The sequence below is a fragment of the Mesorhizobium zhangyense genome, from assembly GCF_011045115.1.
Taxonomy (GTDB): domain Bacteria; phylum Pseudomonadota; class Alphaproteobacteria; order Rhizobiales; family Rhizobiaceae; genus Mesorhizobium_M; species Mesorhizobium_M zhangyense.
On record NZ_JAAKZG010000002.1, the window covers coordinates 78,044 to 101,647 of the forward strand.

Annotated in this window: 20 protein-coding genes; 9 read left to right on the top strand and 11 right to left on the bottom strand. The window is 62.6% G+C overall.

The features are described from left to right. Window positions 1–127 precede the first annotated feature (127 nt). Entirely contained in the window at window positions 128–787 is a 660-nt protein-coding gene (locus G6N74_RS04005; RefSeq protein WP_165114675.1) for a response regulator transcription factor, read from the top strand. A 2-nt stretch (window positions 788–789) separates the two neighbouring features. Here G6N74_RS04005 and G6N74_RS04010 read toward each other — a convergent pair whose 3' ends face one another. After that, window positions 790–4,281: a hybrid sensor histidine kinase/response regulator gene (locus G6N74_RS04010; RefSeq protein WP_165115621.1), complete on the bottom strand. Its 3,492-nt coding sequence runs from the start codon at window positions 4,279–4,281 to the stop codon at window positions 790–792. A gap of 272 nt (window positions 4,282–4,553) precedes the next feature. Here G6N74_RS04010 and mscL point away from each other — a divergent pair, with 272 nt between their 5' ends. The 4 genes from mscL (at window position 4,554) to G6N74_RS04030 (ending at window position 7,994) form a co-directional block, all read left to right on the top strand. Then, complete coding sequence (mscL, locus tag G6N74_RS04015; RefSeq protein WP_165114677.1) at window positions 4,554–4,973, top strand: large conductance mechanosensitive channel protein MscL; 420 nt, start codon at window positions 4,554–4,556, stop codon at window positions 4,971–4,973. 112 nt (window positions 4,974–5,085) lie between these two features. Next, the gene (locus tag G6N74_RS04020; protein ID WP_165114679.1) at window positions 5,086–6,252 is read left to right on the top strand and encodes a pyridoxal phosphate-dependent aminotransferase; all 1,167 of its coding nucleotides are present in this window, start codon (window positions 5,086–5,088) and stop codon (window positions 6,250–6,252) included. A gap of 83 nt (window positions 6,253–6,335) precedes the next feature. Then, window positions 6,336–7,418 (top strand): branched-chain amino acid aminotransferase, encoded by a 1,083-nt coding sequence (locus tag G6N74_RS04025; RefSeq protein ID WP_165114681.1) that lies wholly within the window; start codon window positions 6,336–6,338, stop codon window positions 7,416–7,418. 87 nt (window positions 7,419–7,505) lie between these two features. After that, window positions 7,506–7,994, top strand: coding sequence for a molybdopterin-dependent oxidoreductase (locus G6N74_RS04030; RefSeq protein ID WP_165114683.1), 489 nt, complete (start codon window positions 7,506–7,508; stop codon window positions 7,992–7,994). 33 nt (window positions 7,995–8,027) lie between these two features. On the opposite strand, the gene hemA is transcribed toward G6N74_RS04030, so the two are convergent. Beyond that, entirely contained in the window at window positions 8,028–9,305 is a 1,278-nt protein-coding gene (hemA, locus tag G6N74_RS04035; RefSeq protein WP_091914565.1) for a 5-aminolevulinate synthase, read from the bottom strand. Window positions 9,306–9,512: 207 nt separating this feature from the next. Here hemA and G6N74_RS04040 point away from each other — a divergent pair, with 207 nt between their 5' ends. Continuing rightward, window positions 9,513–10,763 carry a D-amino acid dehydrogenase gene (locus G6N74_RS04040; RefSeq protein ID WP_165114685.1) on the top strand — a complete coding sequence of 417 codons (1,251 nt, stop codon included), beginning with the start codon at window positions 9,513–9,515 and terminating at the stop codon, window positions 10,761–10,763. A gap of 7 nt (window positions 10,764–10,770) precedes the next feature. On the opposite strand, the gene G6N74_RS04045 is transcribed toward G6N74_RS04040, so the two are convergent. The 9 genes from G6N74_RS04045 to G6N74_RS04085 all read right to left on the bottom strand — a co-directional run bounded on the left by G6N74_RS04045 (window position 10,771) and on the right by G6N74_RS04085 (window position 19,175). Then, a complete protein-coding gene (locus tag G6N74_RS04045) occupies window positions 10,771–12,093 on the bottom strand; it encodes an aspartate aminotransferase family protein (protein WP_165114687.1) in 1,323 nt (440 codons plus the stop codon). Between the two features lie 238 nt (window positions 12,094–12,331). Continuing rightward, the gene (locus tag G6N74_RS04050) at window positions 12,332–13,000 is read right to left on the bottom strand and encodes a cysteine hydrolase family protein (protein ID WP_165114689.1); all 669 of its coding nucleotides are present in this window, start codon (window positions 12,998–13,000) and stop codon (window positions 12,332–12,334) included. After that, window positions 12,997–14,025 (bottom strand): branched-chain amino acid ABC transporter permease, encoded by a 1,029-nt coding sequence (locus G6N74_RS04055; protein ID WP_165114691.1) that lies wholly within the window; start codon window positions 14,023–14,025, stop codon window positions 12,997–12,999. The genes G6N74_RS04050 and G6N74_RS04055 overlap by 4 nt, the downstream gene beginning before the upstream one ends. Window positions 14,026–14,032: 7 nt before the next feature. Beyond that, complete coding sequence (locus G6N74_RS04060) at window positions 14,033–14,923, bottom strand: branched-chain amino acid ABC transporter permease (RefSeq protein ID WP_165114693.1); 891 nt, start codon at window positions 14,921–14,923, stop codon at window positions 14,033–14,035. Window positions 14,924–14,927: 4 nt separating this feature from the next. Further along, window positions 14,928–15,635: an ABC transporter ATP-binding protein gene (locus tag G6N74_RS04065; protein WP_165114695.1), complete on the bottom strand. Its 708-nt coding sequence runs from the start codon at window positions 15,633–15,635 to the stop codon at window positions 14,928–14,930. Then, window positions 15,628–16,362: an ABC transporter ATP-binding protein gene (locus G6N74_RS04070; RefSeq protein WP_165114697.1), complete on the bottom strand. Its 735-nt coding sequence runs from the start codon at window positions 16,360–16,362 to the stop codon at window positions 15,628–15,630. The genes G6N74_RS04065 and G6N74_RS04070 overlap by 8 nt, the downstream gene beginning before the upstream one ends. 51 nt (window positions 16,363–16,413) lie before the next feature. After that, complete coding sequence (locus G6N74_RS04075) at window positions 16,414–17,589, bottom strand: ABC transporter substrate-binding protein (RefSeq protein ID WP_165114699.1); 1,176 nt, start codon at window positions 17,587–17,589, stop codon at window positions 16,414–16,416. A 155-nt stretch (window positions 17,590–17,744) separates the two neighbouring features. Continuing rightward, window positions 17,745–18,407 (bottom strand): cysteine hydrolase family protein, encoded by a 663-nt coding sequence (locus G6N74_RS04080; protein ID WP_165114701.1) that lies wholly within the window; start codon window positions 18,405–18,407, stop codon window positions 17,745–17,747. Beyond that, window positions 18,408–19,175, bottom strand: a complete 768-nt coding sequence (locus G6N74_RS04085) for an N-formylglutamate amidohydrolase (protein WP_246245638.1) — start codon at window positions 19,173–19,175, stop codon at window positions 18,408–18,410. A gap of 195 nt (window positions 19,176–19,370) precedes the next feature. On the opposite strand from G6N74_RS04085, the gene G6N74_RS04090 reads away from it, so the two are divergent. From G6N74_RS04090 to hydA, 3 genes are all read left to right on the top strand, one after another. Continuing rightward, on the top strand, window positions 19,371–20,252 hold the full coding sequence (locus G6N74_RS04090) for a MurR/RpiR family transcriptional regulator (protein WP_165114705.1): 882 nt from the start codon (window positions 19,371–19,373) through the stop codon (window positions 20,250–20,252). Continuing rightward, window positions 20,242–21,555: a glutamine synthetase family protein gene (locus G6N74_RS04095; protein ID WP_165114707.1), complete on the top strand. Its 1,314-nt coding sequence runs from the start codon at window positions 20,242–20,244 to the stop codon at window positions 21,553–21,555. The genes G6N74_RS04090 and G6N74_RS04095 overlap by 11 nt, the downstream gene beginning before the upstream one ends. A gap of 509 nt (window positions 21,556–22,064) precedes the next feature. Then, a complete protein-coding gene (hydA, locus tag G6N74_RS04100; RefSeq protein WP_376767680.1) occupies window positions 22,065–23,537 on the top strand; it encodes a dihydropyrimidinase in 1,473 nt (490 codons plus the stop codon). Window positions 23,538–23,604: the final 67 nt, after the last annotated feature.

Below are 23,604 nucleotides of genomic sequence, written 5' to 3' on the forward strand. Positions count from 1 at the left end.
GAAGATGCGGGCGCGGCAGGCATCAAAACGGGCGCTTGCCGCTTGAAATGCCTGTTCATCCCCGCATAATTGGGTTGCTTGATCTCGTGCCATACAACAACAATAAGCGAGATTTCGGGAGGGACATTTGCCGTCAGGCTACAAGTTCGTCATCGCGGACGATCATCCGCTGTTTCGCGGCGCGCTCAAACAGGCGCTGTCTGGCGTAGCCGACGTCGCGACCATCCTCGAGGCCGGCGATTTCGAAGCGACCAAGGCCATCATCGCCGCCAATGAGGACATCGATCTCCTTCTGCTCGACCTTTCGATGCCGGGGGCCAGCGGCCTGTCCGGGTTGATCTCGCTGCGCGGCATTCACGCCGCCGTGCCGATGGTGGTTGTCTCGGCGCATGACGATCCCGAGACCATCCGGCGTGCGCTGGAACTCGGCGCTTCGGGCTTCATCTCGAAATCTGCGAGCATGGACGATATCCGCAAGGCGGTTCAGACGGTGCTTTCGGGCGATATCAGCGCGCCGGTGGGCATCGATCTCGGCGTCGAGCGTGACCCGGAAATTTCCGACCTCATCAAGCGCCTGCAATCGCTGACGCCGCAGCAGACACGGGTGCTCGGCATGCTCGCCGAGGGGCTGTTGAACAAACAGATCGCTTATGAGCTTTCGGTATCGGAGGCGACCATCAAGGCGCATGTCTCGGCCGTGTTGCAGAAGCTCGGTGTCGACAGCCGCACCCAGGCCGTCATCCTGCTATCCAAGATCGGCAGCGACCCGCTTTCGACTCCGAACTGAAGTCACTCAGCTGCCGGCGCCATCTGCCGCAGCCGTGTCATCATCGAGCGCAGCACCGCAGGCTTCACCGGCTTGTTGATGACCGGCACGTCCATCTCGTCTGCTGCCGTGCGCACCTCTGTTGAGCGATCGGCGGTCAGCAGAACTGCCGGCGTGCAGTTGCCATAGATCGTGCGCAGTTTCGCGATGACCTCGAGGCCGGTTTCGCCATCAAGGTGATAGTCGGCGAGGATGATGTCCGGCTGCAGCATTGGCCGATTTTTCGCGAAAGCCTTCGAGCCGGAATAGGCGCTGACCTTGCATCCCCATCCTTCGAGCAACAGGCGCATGCCTTCAAGGATGCGGGCGTCATTGTCGATGCACAGCACCGAAAGCCCGTTCAGGGCGGCATTGGCGGCAGGCTGCGGTTTGGCCACGCTTTCGGTCACGGTCTCCTGCGCATCAGTCACGGGCAGGATGACGGAGAAGCGCGTGCCCTTGCCGCGGCCGGAATCGATCTGGATTTCGAGGCGCAGCACCCGCGCGATGCGGTCGACGATCGACAGGCCGAGGCCCAGCCCCTGCGCCTCGCGCGCGCCTTCGTCCAGGCGGGTGAACTCGCTGAACACGGTGTTGAGCTTGTCGACCGGAATGCCGATGCCGGTATCGAACACCTGGATTTCGGCCAGCTCGCCGCGCCGCCTTACACCGACGAGGACGCGGCCGCTGCGGGTATATTTGACCGCATTGGAGACGAGGTTCTGGACGAGCCGGCGCAGCAGGTTGCGATCGGTCTCGACCGTCAGCGAAGACGGTACGATGACGAGTTCGAGCTTCTTCTCTGCTGCCATGGGCTGGAAATCGGTGCCGACCTGACGCAGCAGCCCGTCGAGCCGGAAGACGGTTTCGGCAGGTTTCATCGCGCCCGCATCGAGCCGCGAGATGTCGAGCACGGCACCCAGAATGGTTTCGACCGATTCCAGCGAGGATTCGATGTTGGTTGCCGCATCGCCGACAGTCCCTTTTCCGGCCCGCTCGATGAGCGACGAGCAGTAGAGCCGCGCGGCGTTGAGCGGCTGGAGGATGTCGTGGCCGGCGGCCGCGAGGAAGCGCGTCTTGCCGAGATTGGCTTCCTCGGCCAGCATCTGCGCCTGGGCGAGCTCTTCGTTGACCAGCGTCAGTTCGGCGGTGCGGCTTTTCACACGCTGTTCCAGCGATTCATTGGCTCGTTTGAGTGCCAGATCGGCAGCGACGCGGGCGGAGATATCGGCATAGGTCGCGACGATGCCGCCGTCAGGCATGGGGTTGGAGCGCAGTTCGATGATGCGCCCGCTGGTCTTCAGTTCGATCTGCCAGGCGCTGTCGAAATTGGTCAGCCGGTTGAGCGTCGAAAGCCGCGCCTCGTGGGGGATGTCGCCGCGCGCGGCCAGAAAGCGCAGGATCTTGTCGAGCGATACGCCGACCTGGCCCATGTCGTCGGGCAGGTTGAACAGCGCGCGATACTGCCTGTTCCAGCAGGTCAGGCGGAAATCCTTGTCGAAGACGGTTATGCCCTGTTCCATCTGGTCGAGCGCGATCTGGAGCAGGTCGCGATTGTGCTGCAGGGCTTCGGTCGCGTCGTCCAGCAGGCGGAAGGCGTCCTTGGAGGCGCTATCGTTGCGCTTGAACAGCAGCGACAGGATCAACCGTGCCGAAGACGAGCCGACCGCACTGGCCAGAAGCTGCTCGGAAAAGCGCACCACCTCCATGCTCGCCTGCTCGTTGCCGTTGAGCTTGATCCCGTCGACCTGCTCGAAAGTCTGGAACGAGCGCTCGGTGCGCTCGACGCCGAGATAGCGCGAAATCGTGTCCTTCAGGTCGTTGACGGTGATGGCGGTGCGGAAGCGCCGAAGGCTCGGCATCGGGCTCGTGTCGCGCGGCACGAAGATCGCGGCCTGTATGCGCTCCAGCGGCACCGAGGCGCGTGAAAGCGAGCCGAGGATCAGGCAGAGCGTGTTGATGGCAAGGCTCCACATCACGCCATGGTTGAGCGGCTCGGCAATCGTGCCGAACAGCGCCTGCGGCCGCAGTGCCTCGATGCCGAACAGGCCTTCGGTCAGAATCTGCGTATCCGGTGCCACGAGAGACGGAAACAGCAGCGTATAGGCCCATACCAGGATGCCGGCGGCCATGCCGAGTGCCGCCCCCCGGCCATTGGCGCCGCGCCAGATCAGCCCGCCGAAGAAGGCCGGCGCGAATTGCGCGATCGCGGCGAACGACATCAGCCCGATTGACGCCAATCGCGCATTGTTGGTGCTCTCGCGGTAATAGAGGAACGCCGCAAACAGGATGATGAAGATCGACGCACGCCGGATGTTGAGGATGAGGCTCGACCAGTCCTCGTTCTCGCTGGCCTCCGTCTTGAGCACGCGCCGCACGAACAGCGGAATGATAAGGTCGTTGGAAATCATGATCGACAGCGCGACGCTGGCCACGATCACCATGGCGGTGGCCGCCGACAGCCCCCCGATGAAGGCCGCCATCGCCAGCAGATCCTGCCCGCTCAACAGCGGGACGGAAAGCACGTAGAGATCGCTGCTCGTCTGCGGGCCTACCATGGCGAGACCGGCAAATGCGATCGGCAGCACGAACAGGTTGATCAGCACCAGATAAAGCGGAAACACCCAGGTTGCGGTGCGCAACTCGGCCTCGCTGCGGTTTTCGACGATCATCACATAGAACTGCCGCGGCAGCATGATGATGGCGAAGCCGCTGATGATCGTCGAGACCAACCAGGTGCCGAGCGAGGTCGTGTAGCCCATTGCCTGCTGTACTTCGGCATTGGCGGAAAGCTTCTCGAACATCGCGCCGGGGCCGTCGAAAAGCGTGAATGTCACGAACAGGCCGACGGCAAGGAAGGCGGCGAGCTTCACGACGGATTCCACCGCCACCGCCAGGATCAGGCCGTCCTGATGCTCCGTCGCGTCGGCGTGTCGTGTACCAAACAGGACGGCAAACAGCGCCAGCAGCATGGCGACGATCAGCGAGATATCGCTGACGAACGGGTCGAAGGAGGGCGGCGAGCCATTGTAATGCTCGACCATCAGGCTGACCGACCCTGAGATCGCCTTTAGCTGAAGGGCGATGTAGGGGATCGCGCCGACGATGGCGATCAGCGTCGCGATGAGGGCTACGGCAAAACTCTTGCCGTAGCGGGCGCCGAGGAAATCGGCGATCGAAGTGATCTTCTCGGCCTTCGCCAGCTTGACGATACGTTTGAGCAGCGGAAAGCAGAAGACGAAAACCAGCACCGGGCCGATATAGATGGCAAGGAATTCGATGCCCTTTTCGGAGGCGAGCCCGACCGAGCCGAAGAAGGTCCACGACGTGCAATAGATGGCGAGGCTGAGCGCGTAGATGTAGGGGCGCGGGCGTCCCGGTTCGCGCTTCGCGGCCTGCCTGTCGCCCAGGCTCGCAATCGCGAAAAGCAGCGTCACATAGGCAACTGCGATGATAACGACGACCCAGCCCTGCACGCCTGAACCAACCTCCCACGCCAAGCGATCTCGGCATTAGACCGAAGGCAATCACAGCCGCGCTAGCTTGTCCATTCGAGAGCGCTAGACAATTGGTTGTGCAACAACTTCCTAGCCGGCTTTTTGATCCCGGCCTATTTTGCGGTGCGGATCGCGCGTCGGTGCAATTTTAAACGTTTTGCAATCTATGGTTTTTGCTATGATGCCGCACCGGCCGGAGTCGAAGAGGCGGACAATCAGAGTGCCCGGCCGCCATCAAAGGAGAGGGTTCGATGCTTAAGGAATTCCAGGAGTTTATCTCCAAAGGCAATGTCATGGACCTCGCGGTCGGTGTCATCATCGGCGCGGCTTTCGGAAAGATCGTCGACTCGCTGGTCAACGACGTCATCATGCCGATCGTCGGCGCGATTTTCGGCGGCCTCGATTTCAACAACTACTTTTTACCTTTGTCTTCAGCGGTTACGGCACCGGCACTCGCAGCGGCAAGGGAACAAGGCGCCGTCCTGGCATATGGCAGCTTTGTAACCGTCGTGCTGAACTTCATCATTCTTGCCTTCATAATCTTCCTGATGGTCAAGGCGGTGAACAATATGCGCCGCAGGGTCGTTGCGGAGAAACCGGTTACTCCGGCTGCTCCTCCCGCAGATGTGGCGCTGCTGACCGAAATTCGCGATCTTCTGGCAAAGAGATAGCCCTCCACTTCAACCGCTTTCGGAAAACCCTGGCTTCTATAGCCGGGGTTTTCTGTTTTCGACGGCCTGAAAACGCGCTAGCTATCCTTCAAACCTTCCATCTGGATTCATCATGACCCTGATAGACAATCTTCGCGCAGAAGCCCGGCTTGCGCCTGAAAGCGGCATCGTCGAAGTCGCCAACTATGGCCGCGTGCGCGAGGGGCTCATTCCGCTGTGGGCGGGCGAGGGCGACCTGCCGACGCCGTCTTTCATCTCCGATGCGGCTACGCGCAGTCTCGTCGCCGGTGAAACCTTCTACACATGGCAGCGAGGCATACCGGACCTGCGCAGCGCTCTGGCTCGTTACCACGAGCGCCATTTCGGCAAGCATTTTGCTGACGAGGAATTCATGGTCACCGGCGGTGGCATGCAGGCGATCCAGCTTGCGCTGCAGGCAACAGCCGGCGCCGGCGACGAGGTCATCTACCTGACACCGGCCTGGCCGAATTTTCCGGGTGCGGCCGGCATCGCCGGGGCAAAGCCGGTGGCGGTTCGCCTCGACCAGTCGGACAATGGCTGGGTATGCGATGTCGCCAAGGTCGAGGCGGCGGTTACGCCGCGCACGAAGGCGATCTTCCTCAACAGCCCGTCTAACCCGACCGGCTGGACCGCCGATCTGGAAACGCTGAAGGCCATTCTCGATTTGGCTCGCCGGCACGGCCTCTGGATCATCGCCGACGAAATCTATTCGCTGTTTTACTATGGCGGCGACCGCGCGCCCTCCTTCATGGACATCATGGATGACGAGGACCGCATCCTGTTCGTCAACACATTCTCCAAGAATTGGGCGATGACCGGCTGGCGCATCGGCTGGCTGCGGGTTCACCCCTCGCTGCAGCAGACTTTCGAGAACCTGATCCAGTATTCGACCTCCGGCGTCGCGCAATTCATGCAGCGCGGCGCGATTGCTGCCCTCGAACATGGAGACGAATTCCTGAAATCGCAGATCGAACGGGCAAGGCAGGCGCGCGATATCGTCTGCGGCATTCTCGGCGATACGGGCCGCGCGCGCATCAGCGCGCCGCAGGGCGCATTCTATCTGTTCTTTTCGGTCGAGGGCATCAGCGACTCGCGCAGTGCCGCCTTCGAGATCATCGACAAGGCCAATGTCGGTCTGGCGCCGGGTACTGCCTTCGGCGAGGGTGGCGAAGCGTTCTTCCGGCTGTGCTTCCACCGCCGTCTGGACCAATTGGAAGAAGCCGCAACGCGCTTGGCAGGCTGGATACGCAGCGCGTAATTTTCATGGCTTCGCTGTTGCATCTCCTCGCTTGAGCAGAATATGAAGTCTCCAGTTTCGGGGACACCGGGAAAGTAAATTCGATGACAGGCAAACTGCAGATAAAACACATTCCACATGGCTCGCCGACCTCGACCGAGGCGCGCGCGGCATTGATGCAAAATCCCGGCTTCGGCAAGGTCTTCAGCGACCATATGGTTACGATGACCTGGAGCGCCGACCGCGGCTGGCACGACGCAGAGATCAAGGCGCGCGCGCCGTTCTCCATCGATCCCGCTGCTGCCGTGCTGCACTACGCGCAGGAAATCTTCGAAGGCATGAAGGCATACCGGACCAAGGACGGCATCGCGCTGTTCCGCCCGGAAGAGAATGCGCGCCGCATGGCAATGTCGGCCGACAGGATGGCGATGCCGACTGTGCCGGAAGACCTGTTCATCGAAGCCGTCGAGACGCTTGTGCGCACCGACGCTGACTGGATCCCGGAGGGCGACGGCAGCCTCTATCTCCGGCCGTTCATGTTCGCCAGCGAAGCCTTCCTTGGCGTGCGCCCGGCATCGGAATACATCTTCTGCGTCATCGCTTCGCCGGTCGGCGCCTATTTCAAGGGCGGCTACAAGGCCGTCACCGTCTGGGTTTCGGACGATTACACGCGTGCGGCTCCCGGCGGCACCGGTGATGCCAAGTGCGGCGGCAACTATGCCGCCAGCCTGATCGCCCAGGCCGAGGCGACGAAGCATGGCTGCGACCAGGTGGTTTTCCTCGACGCTGCCGAGCATCGCTGGGTCGAGGAACTTGGCGGCATGAATGTCTGCTTCGTCATGGATGACGGCAGCCTGGTCACGCCGCCGCTCGGCGGAACCATTCTGCCCGGCATCACGCGCGCTTCGATCCTCAAGCTGGCGCAGGAAGCCGGCCTGCGCATCGACGAAAAGCCCTATTCCTTCGACCAGTGGCGCAAGGACGCCGAAAGCGGCAGGCTGCGCGAAGCTTTCGCCTGCGGCACCGCCGCGGTCGTGGCCGGCATCGGCTCGGTGCGTTTCAAGGACGGCGCGTTCGCAATCGGCAACAGCGGCGACGGCGAAGTGACCGCCAGGCTGCGCAGCGAATTGGTCGGCATCCAGCGCGGCACCGTCGACGACAAGCACGGCTGGGTGCATCTGGTCTGATCCAGCATCCCCGGCGGACCCTTCTACCGGGATTGCCTTTCACGGCAGGCTCCGTAATATCTCGCTGAGTATTACGGAGACGAGCCGATGAGAACTGTCCGCATCCTTCTGGCGGTATTCGCGCTGCTGGCCGTTCCTCTTGCGGCGACGGCCAAAGACATGACCGGCATAGCGCTTTCCGGCGTCGGCGTAGAGGCCGGCACGCTGACTGCGGCCGATCTCGCCAAGTTTCCAGTGACGGAAATGGAAGTCTCCTTCATGACCAAGAAGGGCATGGAGACGGGACGATACAAGGGCGTTCTGCTGTGGCCAGTGCTTCAGGAGAAGGGCCTGGCCAAACTCGCCGGCGATCATCACGAAGACCTGGCGCACACATTTCTGGTGACCGCCAGCGATGGCTACAGAATAGCCTTCTCGGTCGGCGAGATCGCGCCGGACTTCGGCAACCGCGCCATCCTGCTCGCCACCGAGCGCGACGGCAAATCGTTGCAGGATGAAGGTTTCCGGCTGGTCGTGCCAAATGACGCCCGCGGCGCCAGAAGCGTCAAGGGCGTGGTGTCGATCGAAATCAAATAGGCTGCCGGGCAATCAACCCGGCATTAATGGCGGTCAGCCGCCGGACTTCGGCACTAGCAGCGGAATGATCCGGTCGGACTTGGCCACCGCCGGCTTGCCTTCGGTGTTGTAGGGAATGCCGAGCGCATCCCAGGTCTCGACCAGCGCGTCCTTGAGCACGTCGATCAGCGCGTCCGTATGGAACGGCGTCGGGGTGATACGAAGGCGCTCGGTGCCGCGCGGCACAGTCGGATAGTTGATTGGCTGGATGTAGATGCCATGGACGCCGAGCAGGCGGTCGGTGGCCATCTTGCAGAGCTCGGGGTCGCCGACCAGAACCGGCACGATGTGCGTTTCCGACGGCATCACCGGTAGGCCAACCGAGGCGAAGACTTCCTTGGCGCGCGCGGCCTGACGCTGCTGGGCGTCGCGCTCGGCCTGCGAGGTCTTGAGATGGCGGATCGAGGTGGTGGCGGCAGCGGCGATCGCCGGCGGCAGCGCGGTCGTGAAGATGAAGCCCGGAGCAAACGAGCGCACGGCGTCGATCACCGATTTCGTGCCCGTTATATAGCCGCCGAGCGTACCGAATGCCTTGGCGAGCGTGCCTTCGATGATATCGATGCGATCGGCTAGCCCTTCGCGCTCGGTGATGCCGCCACCGCGCGGGCCATACATGCCAACGGCGTGGACCTCGTCGATATAGGTCATCGCGTTGTATTTCTCGGCGAGGTCGGCGATCTCCTTGATCGGTGCGATATCGCCATCCATCGAATAAACGGATTCGAAAACGATCAGCTTGGCGCGCTCGCGGCCGGCTGCCTGCAGCAGGCTTTCCAGATGCGCGACGTCGTTGTGGCGGAAGATCTTCTTCTCCGCGCCCGAGCGACGAACGCCTTCGATCATCGAGGCGTGGTTGAGTTCGTCCGACAGGATCAGGCAGTTGGGTAGCAGCCGCGCAATCGTCGAGATCGAAGCCTCGTTGGAGACGAAGCCCGAGGTGAAGACGAGGGCCGCTTCCTTGCCGTGCAGATCGGCGAGCTCAAGCTCAAGCTCGACCAGCGGATGGTTGGTGCCGGAAATGTTGCGCGTCCCGCCCGCACCCGAGCCCATCTTGCCGGCGGTGTTCTGGAAGGCGCCGATGACGTCGGGGTGCTGGCCCATGCCGAGATAGTCGTTGGAGCACCAGACGGTGATTTCCTGGGCTTCACCGTTCGACCGCCAGATGGCCTTGGGGAACGAGCCGGCGATGCGCTCCAGATCGGCGAAGACGCGATAGCGTCGTTCGGCGTGGATCTGGTCGATCGCTTCCTCGAAAAATCGCTGGTAGTTCATTTCTGTATCCCGATTTTTGATGGGGATCATAATCACAGCCCGCTTTTCAGTCCATTCCATGGATGCGGGCAAAATGCCACGCCGTCTTTGGTGCAATATGCCCTCTTATCTGGGTACAGACCGTGATCTGGATCACGTGCGTCGTGGTTTTTGCCCAAATTTCCGATAACTGCTATTCGGCGGCCGTCTTGGGCAATGAGGAATGGCATGAAGATCGTGGTTCTTGGCGCGGGCGTCGTCGGCACGGCGGCAGCCTATTATCTCGCCCGCGATGGCCATGAAGTCACCGTCGTCGAGCGTCATCCGGCTCCGGCCAACGGCACCAGCTACAGCAATGCCGGCTTCGTATCACCGGGAGATGCCTACGCCTGGGCCTCGCCCGGAGCGCTCAAAACGTTCCTGAAATCGCTCTATAAGCCGGAGCTGGGCATAAAAATTCGCCCGAGCCTCGATCCGGCCTTTCTGTCCTGGACCTGGCGGTTCCTCCAGCAATGCACGCAGGCGCGGGCGAACGCCAACACCGATGTGAAGCTCAGGCTGGCGCTTTATTCGCGCGATTGCATCAACGAAATCACCTCGGAAACCGGCATCGATTTCGACGAGCGCCGCAAGGGCATCGTCTATTTCTACCGTTCGCAGCAGAGCCTCGACGCGGGTGTGGAGCACTTCAGCTACATCGCCGAGCGAGGGCTCGAAATCGAAGCCGTGGACCGCAAGCGCCTGTTCGAGATCGAGCCGGGTTTGGCCGATTCCGGCGACAGGATCGCCGGCGGCATCTATTCGCCGATGGACCAGACCGGCGATTCGCGCCTGTTCACGACGCGGCTTGCCGACTACGCCAGCGAGCGGCACGGCGCGAAATTCCTCTATGACACGAGCGTCGAGGGTCTGGAATTCTCCGGCGATCGGGTCAGCGCCGTGAAGACCGCCAAGGGTTCGATCCCTTGCGACGCGGCGGTTCTCTCCATGGGTCCGGAAAGTGGGGTCTTTGCCCGCACGCTCGGGCTCGACCTGCCGATCTACCCGGTGAAGGGCTATACGGCGACCATGGAACTGAAAAACCCGGACAACGGGCCGACCATGGGCAGCGTCGACGAGGAGCGCTATGTCGTCTTTACCCGGCTCGGCAACCGCATCCGGCTTGCTTCGACAGCCGAGTTCGCCGGTTTCGACCGCAGCCACAAGCCGGCCGATTTCGAGCGCATGTTCCGCACCGCGCGCGAGCTGTTTCCCGGCGCGATCGATGAGAGCAAGGCCGAATGCTGGGCCGGCCTGCGCCCGATGATGCCGAACTCGGTGCCGGTCATCGGCAAGACCCGCTACGGCAATCTCTATTTCGACACCGGCCACGGCCATCTCGGCTGGACGCTGGCCTGCGGGTCCGGGAAATTCCTGTCCGATATCGTTGCCGGACGGAAGCCGGATATCGATCCGCAGGGGCTTTTGCCGACCGTGTAAAAGGCCCTTACCAGCCCTCGAAAGCCGCAAGAACGTCGGGGTCGACGCGGCCCTCGGCAACGTCGGAAAGCGCCCGGTCGAGCATGTCGACGCCGCTGTCGGCTTCCGCCTTGGTCAGCGTCAGCGGCGGCGTGAACTCCAGAATGTTCGAGCTGACGCCGACATAGTAGAGGACCAGGCCAAGTTCGAAGGCGCGGTAGACAGTCAGCGCCGTTTCGTGCCTGGCCGGCGTCTTGCTCATGCGGTCGGTGACCAGTTCGACGCCGATGGCAAGCCCGCGCCCGCGTATGTCGCCGATCATTCTATGCTTCTGCTTCAGGCGTTCCAGTCCGTCCGTCAGGTGCTGTCCGACCTCGGCGGCATTGGCTGCGAGATCGTTGCGCTCGATGGTTTCAAGCACGGCGAGTGCGGCTGCCGCGCAGACGGGATTGCCGTGCACGGTCTGGAAGGAGAAGGCAGCGCTGTGGTTCATGATCTCGGTGGGGCCGACCGCTGCCGAGATCGGCAGGCCGCCGCCGAGACCCTTGCCGAAGACGATAATGTCCGGCTCGATGCCGAAATGCTCGAAACAGTGCAGGCGCCCGCTGCGCCCAAGCCCGACCTTGACCTCGTCGCAGACGAGCAGGATGCCGTGCTGGCGGCAGAGCGCCTCGACTTTCCTAAAATAGTTCTGCGGCGGCACCACCATGCCGCCATCCGACTGGATCGGCTCGATGAACAGCGCTGCGACCTCATTCGGCGGAACCGGCCCGGCAAACAGCTTTTCGAGATGGTCGATTGCTGCTGCTTCTGCCTGTTCCGCGCCGCCGTCGCGATAGGCGTTGGGGTAGGGGATCAGCGTCAGGCCCGCTGCCTTGGCGACGCCCTGCTGTGCCGGATGCCCCGAGATCGCCATCGAGCCTGAGGTGCCACCGTGATAAGCGCCGTTGAAGGCGAGGATGCGCGGCCTGCCGGTCGCGGCGATCACCGCGCGTGCGACGGTTTCGTTGGCGTCCGAGCCGGAATGGCCGAGCCAGACACGGCCGGCGGCGCGCTTCGGCACGATCGACAGGAGTTTCTCGGCGAGTTCGACCGAGGGCAGGTTAGCCGTCGATAACAGGCTGGCTCCGGCCTGGCTTTCCAGCGCCTTGTTGACGGCCTTGCGAATAGACGGATGCGAATGGCCAAGACCGGCAGCACCCCAGGATGCGGAGAGGTCGAGGAGGCGTCGCCCGTCGTCGCCGATGAGGTAGGCGCCATCACCGCCAACCACCGCCTGCGGGAAGAAGCGCAGGAAGGACATTTTTGAGATCGCGGCGGCGTCGCGCTGGTAAAGGCTTGGCGTGGTCATGTCTCACCTTCTGTCCTGTGGCTGCGATCTGGACGGTTTGCGATCCTTCGCGCCCCCCTCTGGCCTGCCGGCCATCTCCCCCACAGGTGGGGAGATTAGCAGTGGCTTTCGCTTCGCCCATCTTGCGATGTCGGCGATTGGCGAAGGGCGGGATGAAGGCTAATCTCCCCACCCGTGGGGGAGATGGCCGGCAGGCCAGAGGGGGGCGCCGTAGAGCAACAACCCGGCCGAATAACCACTAACCCAGAAACCCCACCACCTCGTCCAACTGCACGACATGACAATAGATCATGTTGATGATCTCCAGCTCGTGCCGGTGCAACTCCATCGTCGCCGCTGCCGAACAATCATCGACGACGACCACGCCGAAGCTTTCGTCGGCAAGGCTGCGCACGGTCGAGGATACGCACTGGTCGGTGAAGATGCCGGCGCAAATGACGTCCTTGATGCCCATATTGTGCAGGATAAGCCGCAGATTGGTGCCGGTCAGGGCGCTGTCGGTGGTCTTGATGATGGTGATGTCATCTGCCAGGGGCGCGAGTTCTGGCACGATCTGGCCGTCTTCGCGATCCTTTGGCAGAAGCAGATAGTTGAAGCCGGGCTTCTTCTGGCTGAGCGAGCGGTCGCGGCCGTCATTCTTCAGACAGGCGATGCGGGCATAGATGACCTCGACGCCGCGCGCGCGGCATTCGGCGATCAGCTTTGCGGTGTTGGGAATGACCGTCTCACGCATGCGGCTGTAGAAGGGCTGCCAGCGCGCGGTTTCCTCCGGCGTGTCCTTGTCCTCGAGATAGGTGTTCTGGATATCGATGACGAGAAGCGCCGTCGTCTGCGGATCGAGCTTGATATCCGCCGGCTCCTCGGCATTAGCGTAGTAGAAGGAACGGTAGGCGGTTTTCCAGCTCATCCTGCATTCTCCTGTCTGGTCTTCTTGCGTCCGAACAGCGCGCCGATTTCGCGGGTCGGGAACAGGCCGCCGGGCCGCAGCGCCAGCACCGCGATCATCGCCAGCGCCAGCACGATTTCGGTCAGGCCGATGACCGGGTTCGACATGATCTTGGCCTCGTTCAGCACGCCCTCGAAGCCGCGCAGGCTTTCATAGGCGATGGTGACGATGAAGGTGCCGACGATCGCGCCGGTTACCGTATTCGCCCCGCCGATCACCAGCATGCTGAGGATCAGGAACGTCTCCTTCAGATAGAAGGCCTTGGGCGAAAACGAGGTGATGAAGTGCCCCCACAGCGCACCACCGACGCCGGCAAACAGTGCTGCCAGTATGAAGGCGCGCCAGCGCAGGCTTGGAATATGCGCGCCAAGGGCTGCGGCCGCCGTCTCGTCGTCGCGGCTTGCCCGCAACAGACGGCCGGTGCGTGACTCCTTGAAGACGAGTGCTGCGATCAAGGCGAGTATTGCGACGCCGGCTGCCAGCGGCAGGTCTGTCGCCTTGGGCAGGCCAAACAGCGTGCGCGGCCCGTTGGTGACCTGGCTCCAATGCGTCATCACCGTGTAAAGCACCACCAGCAGCGCAAACGAGGTGATGACGGCTGCGGCATCCGACAAGCGCATCAGCGGATAGGACAAGGCGGCGGCAACAAGGGCTGCGACGATGCCGCCTGCGGCGATCGCCAGATAGGGCGATACCTGCACGGCCTGGAGGAAGGGATAGAGGTCGGGCAGGGCCATGCCCTTCATCTGCGCCGGTATGGTCAGCACGGCGGAGGTGTAGGCGCCGACGCCCATGAAACCCATATGGGCAAAGGACAGAATGCCGGAATTGCCCATGAACACCTGCAGGCCCAGCACCAGCACCAGCGAGATGCACAGATTGGTGGCGATGCGGTCGTAGAGCCGGATGCCCAGCCATTGATTGACCAGCACCAAAAGGACGATGAGGCCGCCGAGGATCGCTACGGTGAGAAGATGACGCTTCATGATGTCCTCACGTCCGCTGGCCCGAGGCCGGGCCCTTGATGAGGCCATCCGGCCGCCACAACAGGATCAGGATGACGAGGCTGAAGGTGAAGGCGTCGCGGAACTTCAGCAGCTCCTGCGACAGCGTGTAATTCAGCGTCGTGTCGATGAGGGCAAGCAGGAAGCCGCCGATCACCGCGCCCGTCATCGAGCGCATGCCGCCGATGACGGTGGCTATGAAGGCGACCAGCAGCGGCTCCAGCCCGATGCCCGGAACCACGGTGCCGATGCGGCCGATCCACAACAGCCCGACCACGCCGGCCAGGAAGCCGCTGATGGCGAAGGCCGAGGTTATGATCAGGTTCGCCGGCACGCCGAGCATCCGCGCCATGGTGAAGTTGGTCGCCGCCGCGCGCATGGCAATGCCCAGCACGGTGCGGCGCATCAGCCAGGCAAACAGCGCCAGCAGAACGATTGCCGCAACGATGGTGATGAGGTTTCGCACCGGCGTTATCGCGCCGAAGATCGTCACCGTCTGCGAGAAGATGTCGGGCAGAGGCACCGGGCGCGGGCGCGGCGAAATGAACAGCAGCGCCGCATTCTGCAGCAGTGTCGAGAAGGCGAAGGAGGTGATCAGCACCGCCGTCACCGATTTTGCCCGAACCGGGCGGAAGGCGACGTAATCCGTGGCAATGCCGGCGATGACCGCCATGATGACGGCAACCCCCGCCATGACCAGCCAGGGCAGGCCGGAGCCGCCCATCAGGAACATCGCATAGCCGGCGACCATGATGAGTTCGCCATAGGCGAAATTCACCAGCTTGAGGATGCCGTAGACGATGACGAGGCCAAGCGCCATCAGCGCATAGGCGCCGCCAAGGCTGAGCACGTCGATGAGGAATTGGACGGTGAAGGTCATGTCCTCAGCCTCCGAGGTAAAGTGCGCTGAGATCGGTCGCCGCGCCGATTTCCGCGGCGGTTCCCGATGCGGCGATCTTGCCGAGCCGCATCACATAGGCGCGGTCGGCGACCGACAGCGCCTTGCGGGCATTCTGCTCGACCAGCACGATGGTCAGGCCGGATTGCTTCAGCGTGCGGATCATCTCGAAAATCTGGTCAACTATCACCGGCGCAAGCCCGAGCGACGGTTCGTCGAGCAGCAGCACCTTGGGCCGCGACATCATTGCGCGGGCGATTACCAGCATCTGCTGTTCGCCGCCGGAAAGCGTGCCGGCCGGCTGCGCGGCGCGCTCGGCGAGACGCGGGAACAGCGCCAGCATGCGCTCGCGGTCCTCGGTGACACCGGCGCGATCACTGCGGCGGGTATAGCTGCCGAGCGTCAGGTTTTCGGTGACCGTCAGGTCGGGAAACACGTCACGCGTTTCGGGCACGGTGGCGACGCCCGCCCGCACCATCTTTTCGGGATTGGCCGATGTCACGTCCTGCCCGTCGAGGCGGATGGAACCGCCAGCTGCCTTCAGCGCGCCGGCGATGCACATCAGCGTGGATGACTTGCCGGCACCGTTGGCGCCGAGAATGGCGACGAGTTCGCCCGTGTCGGCTTTCAGCGAGACGCCGCGCACGGCGCGGATCGCGCCGTAGCGCACTTCGAGATCGTTGACCTCAAGCATTGGCGGCCTCCGAGCCGAGATAGGCCTCGATCACCGCCGGGTTCTTGCGGACTTCATCCGCCTTGCCTTCGGCAATGGTGCGGCCGGAAGCCAGCACATGCAGCCGGTTGCAGAGCCGCATGATCAAGCCCATGTCGTGGTCGATGATAAGCAGGCCGAGCCCGCGTGTGCGCGGCAGTTCGGACAGGATGTGCAGGAGCGTTTCGGATTCGGCCTCGTTCATGCCGGCGGCCGGCTCGTCCAGCAACAGGAAGGCCGGGTCGGCGGCCAGCGCGCGGGCGATCTCGACGCGGCGCTTGTCGCCATAACTCAGATTGCCGGCAAGATCCTCGGCCTTTTCCGAAAGCGAGAACTCGGCAAGCAGCGTATTGGCCTTTTCGCGCGCCTGTCGCAGGCTGACGCCGTGGGCGAGCGCCGAGCTTTCGACATTCTCGACAACGGTCATGTTGTTGAACAGGCGCACGATCTGGAATGACCGGTTGATGCCTTTCAGCGCTATTCTGCGCGGCGACAGTCCCGAAATCTGGTCGCCGCCTATCGTCACGCGGCCGCCGGCGAGGGGCACCTGTCCGGTGATGGCGTTGATCAGCGTGGTCTTGCCGGACCCGTTCGGTCCGATCAGGCCGACGATCTCGGCCGGCGACAGCGTCAGCGAGACGTTGTCGAGTGCGCGAAGGCCGGAAAACTCGACCGATACGCCAGCCGCGTTGAGCGATTTTTCAGACATGGACTGCCCCATTGGGAGGGACCGGGGCACAAGGCCCCGGCGCCTGAGATGTCAGGGAGCGGGAATGCTCTCGGGCTTGCGCCAGCCGACGAAGGTCGGCTTGCCGCCCTTCAGTTCCAGAACGACCGCAGCCTTGTTCGGCACATGGCCTTCCTCGGCGGTGCCGTAATCCAGATCGCCGGTCAGCAGCTTGAACTGGCCGTCCTCGAGCGCCTTGGCAACCGCTGCACCGTCCGTGCTGCCGGCAGCCTTGATTGCGTCGGCCATCAGCATGATCGTGTCCCAGCCGGTCGAGACGAAGGAGGTGTCGGGCGCTTCGCCATGCATCTTGGTGTAGAGGTCGATGAATTTCGGCATGTCGGGGTGAGCCTCCGGGCCCATCCAGGTGTGGGTCACGAAGTAGACATTGTTGCCGAACTTCTCGCCGAGCGCTTCGTGCATGGCCGGATCGTCATAGGCGTCGCCGCCGAGCACCGGGGCGTCGTAACCGACTTCGCGCAGCGCGCGGATGATCGCGCCGATATCCTGGCCGTAGGAGGACAGGAAGATCACGTCCGGCTTCTTGCCGAGCGCCTGCAGGCGGGCGATCTGGGCCGAAAAGTTGTTGTCGCCGTTGGTGTAGGTGTCTTCGAGGATCACTTCGCCGCCATCGGCCTTGAACTGCTCGACGAAATATTTCGACAGCGACTTGGTATAGGCGATGAACTGGTCGGTAACGACATATGCCGTCTTCCAGCCCTTTTCCTTGGCGGCGAAATCGGCAGCTACCGCGCCCATCGTCGTGTTCCACATCGACAGGGTGAACTGCTTGTCGCCGAGCGACCACGACGAATAGAGCGGGTCGGAAGCGCAGGTCGAGATGCCGACGATACCGGCTTCCTGGGCTTCACGGCCGGCCGGGCTGCCGAAGTCGAAATCGCACGGCGCCATGATCAGCTGCGCGCCCTTGTCGATCAGTTCGACCGCGACATTGCCAACCGTCACCGGGTCGGACTTGCCGTCGATGTTGATGAACTCGATCTGCTTGCCGAGCACGCCGCCATTGTCGTTGAGATATTTGACGGCGACTTCCGCGCCCTTGACGCCGGGCGTGTCGAGCGGCGCCTGCACGCCGGTCAGCGACATCGCGCCGCCGATGATGATCTTGTCGTCGGCAGCCTGTGCCGCCGAGCCGAGCAGCAGCAGTGCCGCGGCCGTGCTCAAAAGAGTGGTTCTTGACGTTTTCATAGGTGCATTCCCCTGTTTTTGCTTGGTTATTTCAAAGGGCCAGTGCGGGTTTTCCCGCTTTTTTCAGTCTTTCCGGCCCTGTATGCTGAAGTCACTATCAGTAAAGTTTATTTCCTCTCGAACCTCAATCCGCGAACCACCTGGGGCATCGCTCTCTATGCCTTTTTCAGTGCCGAGATTTCGGCGATCAGCGCGTCAGTATCGATCTGCCGGCAATAGCCCTTGATCGTCCGCAGCGAATTGTCGTGGCGTTCCTGGCTGTAGGTGCCGCAGGCGTCGGGAACCAGCGTCACGAGGTAGCCGAGGTCGCAGGCGTCGCGCACGGCAGACTCCACGCACTGGTCGGTAAGCAGCCCGCACATCACGAGCTGCTTCACGCCGAGATTGCGCAGGAGATAGTCGATATGGGTCGAGACGAAGACGCTGGACGAGCTCTTCGGCAGCACGATCTCGTCGTCGCCCGGTGCGATTTCGTCGATGACCTTGCCGTCATTAGAGCCCTTCGGCACGTTGAAGCCGGTGATCTTGTAGTCGAGGCTGCGGTCGCGCCCATCCTTGGTCAGGCTCTCGATGGTGGTGTAGAGCACCTCGATGCCGGCATCGCGAAAGGCCGCCTGCAGCCTTTGCATGTTGGGCACGGCGGTCGTCTTGATGCGGTCGAAATAATAGGCGTATTTACCTTCGATGTCCGTGTCCGGCACATCCTTGAATTCGCCGCCGTTGCGCCGGACGCAGAAGTTCTGCACGTCGATGAACAGGATTGCCGATGCGTTCGGCTCGAGCGGAAGATCGCGGGTGGTGGGGAAGTCGGCGGCCATCTAGTTGCCTTTCTCGTTCATGAGGGCGACGGCACCGGTCAGTGCGTCCGCCACAAGCCGTGCCCACCTGACCTGGCCGTCAGGCTGGGCGATCTGGTCGTTTCGTATTTCCAGCAGGATGTGGGGAATGCCCCGCGCCTCGCCATGAACCGGGACGGTGTAGTCGGACAGATCGTCGACCGTATAGGGCTCGTTGTGGGCGATGCTTATGCCAGGATTTGCGCTCGCGAAGGCCGTCATGAAAGCTTCGGCAAAGCGGCGGTCGCGATTGGCCAGAAGCCCGACCAGCCAGGGCCGGTCCGTGCCGGCCAGGCATGGCGTGAAGCTGTGAACCGAGATCAGGATCGCTGGCTTTCCGGCTGCCTTGCGCTGATCCAGAAACGTGCCAACCACCTGATGGAAAGGCTGATGAATCTCATCGAAGCGCTGGCGGCGCTCGCCTTCCGAAAGCGATCGGTTGACCGGCACGACCGTCCCGTCGCTGATTTCGGGAAAGCAGTCCTTGGCCTCGAAAGGACGGTTGCAGTCGACCACCAGCCGGCTGTAGCGCTGCATGATCAGCGGTGCATCGAGCAGTGCGGACAGGCCGCGCGAAAGATTTTCCGCGCCGATGTCATAAGCGATATGCCGATCCATCTCGGCAGCGTCCACGCCGAGATCGCCCAGCAGCTGCGGCACAGCGCGGCCGGCATGTTCGCAGGTCAGAAGAAATGGCGACGTCCCAGTGAGGTTTATCGCCTCGACCGGGCCCGGATCGTCTCCGGTCAAAACCGTTGTTTCTTGCTGTGCGTTCTGCAACATCGCCTCAGGCTATTTCTGTGGGCCGTGGGCAGCCCGCTATCGATGCAATGGAAGAAATTTTTCAGTCATAGTCAATCATATTTGTTTGTTTGACTAATTTTTTTCACTGTGAATAATGATCCTCCACAACGCTTTCGGCGGCTTATGGACCCTTCGAAACAGATGACAGTCCGCACCACGATCATGCAGGCCGCGCCGACGCTGACCGCCAGCGAGCGCAAGCTCGCCAATGCCATCCTGGCGGATTATCCCTTCGCCGGGCTGCAGACGATCCAGGAACTGGCCGAGCGCACTGGCGTCAGCGCGCCGTCGATCACGCGCTTCGTCAGCAAGGTCGGCTATGGCGGCTATCAGGAATTCCAGCGCCAACTGATCGGCGAGCTGAAGGAAAGCCGGCGCTCGCCGCTCGATCTAAAGACGGTCGAAAGTCCGGCCCGTGCCGGGGATTTCCTGGGCGACTATGCCAATCGCGTCGGGCATCTCATGCAGGAAATGTCGGCAAGCGTCTCGTCGGAGCAGTTCGATGCGATCTGTGGGTTGGTCGCCGACCCGTCGCGCAACATCTTCCTGCTTGGCGGGCGCATCAGCGACAGCATCGCCGCCTTCCTGTCGATGCATCTGCGCCAGATCCGCGAACGGGTTCACCATCTGCCGGCCAGCTCCGAACAATGGCCCGAATACATCTTGCGCATGCGCAAGCAGGATGTCGTCATTCTGTTCGACTTCCGGCGCTATCAGCCGGACTTGGCCCGGCTCGCCGAAATCATCCGCGAAAAACGCAAACCGTCGATCGTGCTGATCACCGACAAATGGATGTCGCCGATCGCCCGCGACAGCACGCATGTCGTCGGCCTGCCGATCGGCGTCGGCACCGCCTGGGACACGGTGGTCAGCGCCGTCGCCTTCGTCGAGGCCTTGATCGTCAAGGTTTCCGAGGCGGACTGGACGGCGACGCGCGAACGTATCGAGGCCTGGGATGCCGTGCGGCTGGTGCCGCCGGCTCCGGGTCAGGAACAACGGAATGGGGAATTCGATGAAACGTGAAGAAATGGTCGTCGCCTGTTGCAGCGATCTGGCGGGCAAGGTGCGGGGCAAGGCGTTTCCGGCCTCGCAATTCGACAAGCGGCTGGCGCGCGGCATCGGCTGGACGCCGACCAATGTCCAGATCACCTGCTTCGACGCGATCGCCGAAAGCCCCTTCGGCTCGCTCGGCGATCTGGTGCTCATCCCCGACGCTGACGCGCGCGTCCGCATCGAATTCGGCGAGGGCGAGCCGGTCGAGCACTTCGCCATCGGCAACATCCTCCACACAGATGGCAGGCCATGGGAATATTGCACCCGCTCGATCCTGATCGCCGCGCTTGAGCGGCTGAAAAAGGCGACCGGTCTGACGCTTTTCGGCGCCTTCGAGCACGAGTTCCAGTTCAAGAACAGCCACAGCCCGATGGGCGATGCCTTTTCGATGGCCGGCTTCCGCGCCGAGCGCGATTTCGCCGAGCTGCTGGTCGGTGCCATGCGCGAGGCAGGCGTGCAGCCCGACACCTTCATGAAGGAGTTCGGTGCTGCCCAATACGAGGTCACGATGGGGCCGCAGCGCGGCGTGACGGTCGCCGACCACTCGCTGATCACCCGTGAAATGGTGCAGACGGTTGCCGACCGTCTCGGCCACGAAGTCACCTTCACGCCGATCCGCGACCCGAAAGGCATCGGCAACGGCGTCCACATCCATATGAGCTTCCTGTCGGAGGACGGAAAGCCGGCGACCTACGATCCCGCCGGCAAGCACGAGCTGTCCAGGACGGCGGGCCATTTCGTTGCCGGTATCCTGAAATATCTCGATTCCATCGTTGCCATCACCGCGCCGAGCGCGGTTTCCTATCTGCGGCTGACGCCGCATCGCTGGAGCGCTGCCTTCAACAATCTCGGCTTCCGCGACCGCGAGGCCTCCGTGCGCATCTGCCCCGTTTCCGATCTGAGCGACATCGCCAAGGCCGCACAGTTCAACTTCGAGTTCCGTGCGGCTGATGCGACGGCGAGCCCCTATCTGCAGCTTGCAGCGTTGGTTCATGCCGGCGTTCAGGGCATCGAGGAAGAACTGGAAGTGCCGGAAGCGACGCAGGAGGATCTGTCGCTGCTCGATGCCAAGACCCTCAACGAGCGCGGCTATGTCCGCCTGCCGCAGACGCTGGAAGAAGCGCTGCGCCGCTTCAAGGCCAATCCGGTCGTCACCGGCTGGTTCCCGCAGGGTTTCGCCGACGTCTATGTCAAGCACAAGGAAGGCGAACTCGGCTTCCTGAAAGGCAAGACGCAGGAGGAAATCTGCGCGGCTTACGAGGAAGTGTATTAGGGGGCATTCAGGTTTTGATGGAAACGGCCCCTCACCCTTACCCATTCCGGGGCGAGCCACGGGTCTCGCCCGTCCTTCGGACCCCCGTGAAGAACGGGGAGAGGGGGTCGTCAGCGTTGCGGCCAGCCTCCTTCTCTTCGTGAGGATCGGTTAGAAGGACGAGGCTCCAACGCCGATGCCTCCCTCTCCCCGTTGTTCACGGGGGTCCGAAGGACGGGCGAGACCCGTGGCTCGCCCCGGAATGGGCAAGGGTGAGGGGCAGTTTCGACATTTCAAAGCTGCCTGACCTCCGATCAACTGCCCATTCGCACTCCGTTCATCTGTCCCATCCACCAAACGCATCGTTTGGTGGAAAGGTGCTTTGCCGCCGCCCGAAAACGATTAAGGTGGCCCAATCAATTCTGGCCAACGGCGCTGTTGCAGACTCGCCGGGGCGGCCAGTGTGGTGGATCAAACAAGAAGATCGAGCAGTCCGCAGGGGAACACGCAGCGACTGCCGGCAGGCAAGCATGAAGGAGATTCCAATGTCGAAAGTGATCAAGGGCGGCACCATCGTTGCGGCCGACAGGACCTATGAGGCCGATATTCTGGTCGAGGGCGAGCACATCGCGGCGATCGGCAAGGATCTCTCCGGCGACACGGTGATCGACGCCGAAGGCGCCTATATCCTGCCCGGCGGCATCGACCCGCACACCCATCTCGAAATGCCCTTCATGGGCACGACAGCTGCCGAAACCTGGGAAAGCGGCACCTTCGCAGCCCTTTCCGGCGGTACCACCATGGTGGTGGATTTCGTCATCCCCGGACCCGGCGGCATGCTGGAGGCGCTGGAGGAATGGGAGAGCAAGGCCCAACGTCAGGCGTCTTCCGACTATTCCTACCATATGTGCGTGACCAACTGGTCGGAACAGAATTTCTTCGACATGGCCAAGGTTGTGGACCGCGGCATCAACACCTTCAAGCATTTCATGGCCTATAAGGGCGCGTTGATGGTGAATGACGACGAGATGTTCGCCTCCTTCCAGCGCTGCGCCGCCCTCGGCGCGCTGCCGCTGGTCCATGCCGAAAACGGCGACATCGTTGCCGCGCTGCAGCAGAAATACATGGACAGCGGCATGCCCGGCCCGGAGGCCCATGCCTATTCGCGCCCGCCCGAGGTCGAGGGCGAGGCGACCAACCGCGCCATCATGATCGCGGATGCCGCCGGCGTGCCGCTCTACGTCGTCCACGTCTCCTGCGAGCAGAGCCACGAGGCCATCCGCCGCGCCCGCCAGAAGGGCATGCGCGTCTATGGTGAGCCGCTGATCCAGCACCTGACGCTGGACGAGAGCGAATACCAGAATGCCGACTGGATGCACGCCGCTCGCCGCGTGATGTCGCCGCCTTTCCGCGACAAGCTCAATCAGGACAGCCTGTGGGCGGGTCTCGCCGCCGGCTCGCTGCAGGTGGTCGCGACCGACCACGCCGCCTTCACCAGCGAGCAGAAGACGCTGGGCCTCGACGATTTCCGCAAGATTCCGAACGGCACCGGCGGGCTTGAAGACCGCATGTCGGTGCTGTGGGCGCGCGGCGTCGAAACTGGCCGGCTGACGATGAACGAGTTCGTCGCCGTCACCTCGACCAACATCGCCCAGATCCTCAACATCTACCCGCAGAAGGGTGCGATCCTGCCGGGTTCGGATGCCGATCTCGTCGTCTGGGACCCGAAACTGTCCAAGACCATCTCGGCCGCCAACCAGAAGTCGATCATCGACTACAACGTCTTCGAAGGCTTCAAGGTTCATGGCCTGCCGCGCTACACGCTGTCGCGTGGCGACATCGTCTGGTCGCATGGCCAGAACGACCAGCCGCAGCCGGGCCGCGGCAAATTCGTCAAGCGCCGCGCCTTCCCGGCGGCCAACCAGGCGCTGTCGAAGTGGAAGGAAATCACCGCCCCGCGCGCTGTCACCCGCTCGGCCGAGCATATGCCGATCGGCGTCTGACGAAGGACGGTGCCGCTTCAACCCTCGAAAAATGGCCTGCCTTAATCCCGGCCATTTTTGGGGATCA

What these genes read in the sequence shown, in the direction of transcription:
- mscL (WP_165114677.1), top strand. Translation starts at nt 4,554, where the DNA reads ATGCTTAAGGAATTCCAGGAGTTTATCTCCAAAGGCAATGTCATGGAC.
- G6N74_RS04020 (WP_165114679.1), top strand. Translation starts at nt 5,086, where the DNA reads ATGACCCTGATAGACAATCTTCGCGCAGAAGCCCGGCTTGCGCCTGAA.
- G6N74_RS04025 (WP_165114681.1), top strand. Translation starts at nt 6,336, where the DNA reads ATGACAGGCAAACTGCAGATAAAACACATTCCACATGGCTCGCCGACC.
- G6N74_RS04030 (WP_165114683.1), top strand. Translation starts at nt 7,506, where the DNA reads ATGAGAACTGTCCGCATCCTTCTGGCGGTATTCGCGCTGCTGGCCGTT.
- hemA (WP_091914565.1), bottom strand. Translation starts at nt 9,305, where the DNA reads ATGAACTACCAGCGATTTTTCGAGGAAGCGATCGACCAGATCCACGCC.
- G6N74_RS04040 (WP_165114685.1), top strand. Translation starts at nt 9,513, where the DNA reads ATGAAGATCGTGGTTCTTGGCGCGGGCGTCGTCGGCACGGCGGCAGCC.
- G6N74_RS04045 (WP_165114687.1), bottom strand. Translation starts at nt 12,093, where the DNA reads ATGACCACGCCAAGCCTTTACCAGCGCGACGCCGCCGCGATCTCAAAA.
- G6N74_RS04050 (WP_165114689.1), bottom strand. Translation starts at nt 13,000, where the DNA reads ATGAGCTGGAAAACCGCCTACCGTTCCTTCTACTACGCTAATGCCGAG.
- G6N74_RS04055 (WP_165114691.1), bottom strand. Translation starts at nt 14,025, where the DNA reads ATGAAGCGTCATCTTCTCACCGTAGCGATCCTCGGCGGCCTCATCGTC.
- G6N74_RS04060 (WP_165114693.1), bottom strand. Translation starts at nt 14,923, where the DNA reads ATGACCTTCACCGTCCAATTCCTCATCGACGTGCTCAGCCTTGGCGGC.
- G6N74_RS04065 (WP_165114695.1), bottom strand. Translation starts at nt 15,635, where the DNA reads ATGCTTGAGGTCAACGATCTCGAAGTGCGCTACGGCGCGATCCGCGCC.
- G6N74_RS04070 (WP_165114697.1), bottom strand. Translation starts at nt 16,362, where the DNA reads ATGTCTGAAAAATCGCTCAACGCGGCTGGCGTATCGGTCGAGTTTTCC.
- G6N74_RS04075 (WP_165114699.1), bottom strand. Translation starts at nt 17,589, where the DNA reads ATGAAAACGTCAAGAACCACTCTTTTGAGCACGGCCGCGGCACTGCTG.
- G6N74_RS04080 (WP_165114701.1), bottom strand. Translation starts at nt 18,407, where the DNA reads ATGGCCGCCGACTTCCCCACCACCCGCGATCTTCCGCTCGAGCCGAAC.
- G6N74_RS04090 (WP_165114705.1), top strand. Translation starts at nt 19,371, where the DNA reads ATGACAGTCCGCACCACGATCATGCAGGCCGCGCCGACGCTGACCGCC.
- G6N74_RS04095 (WP_165114707.1), top strand. Translation starts at nt 20,242, where the DNA reads ATGAAACGTGAAGAAATGGTCGTCGCCTGTTGCAGCGATCTGGCGGGC.
- hydA (WP_376767680.1), top strand. Translation starts at nt 22,065, where the DNA reads ATGAAGGAGATTCCAATGTCGAAAGTGATCAAGGGCGGCACCATCGTT.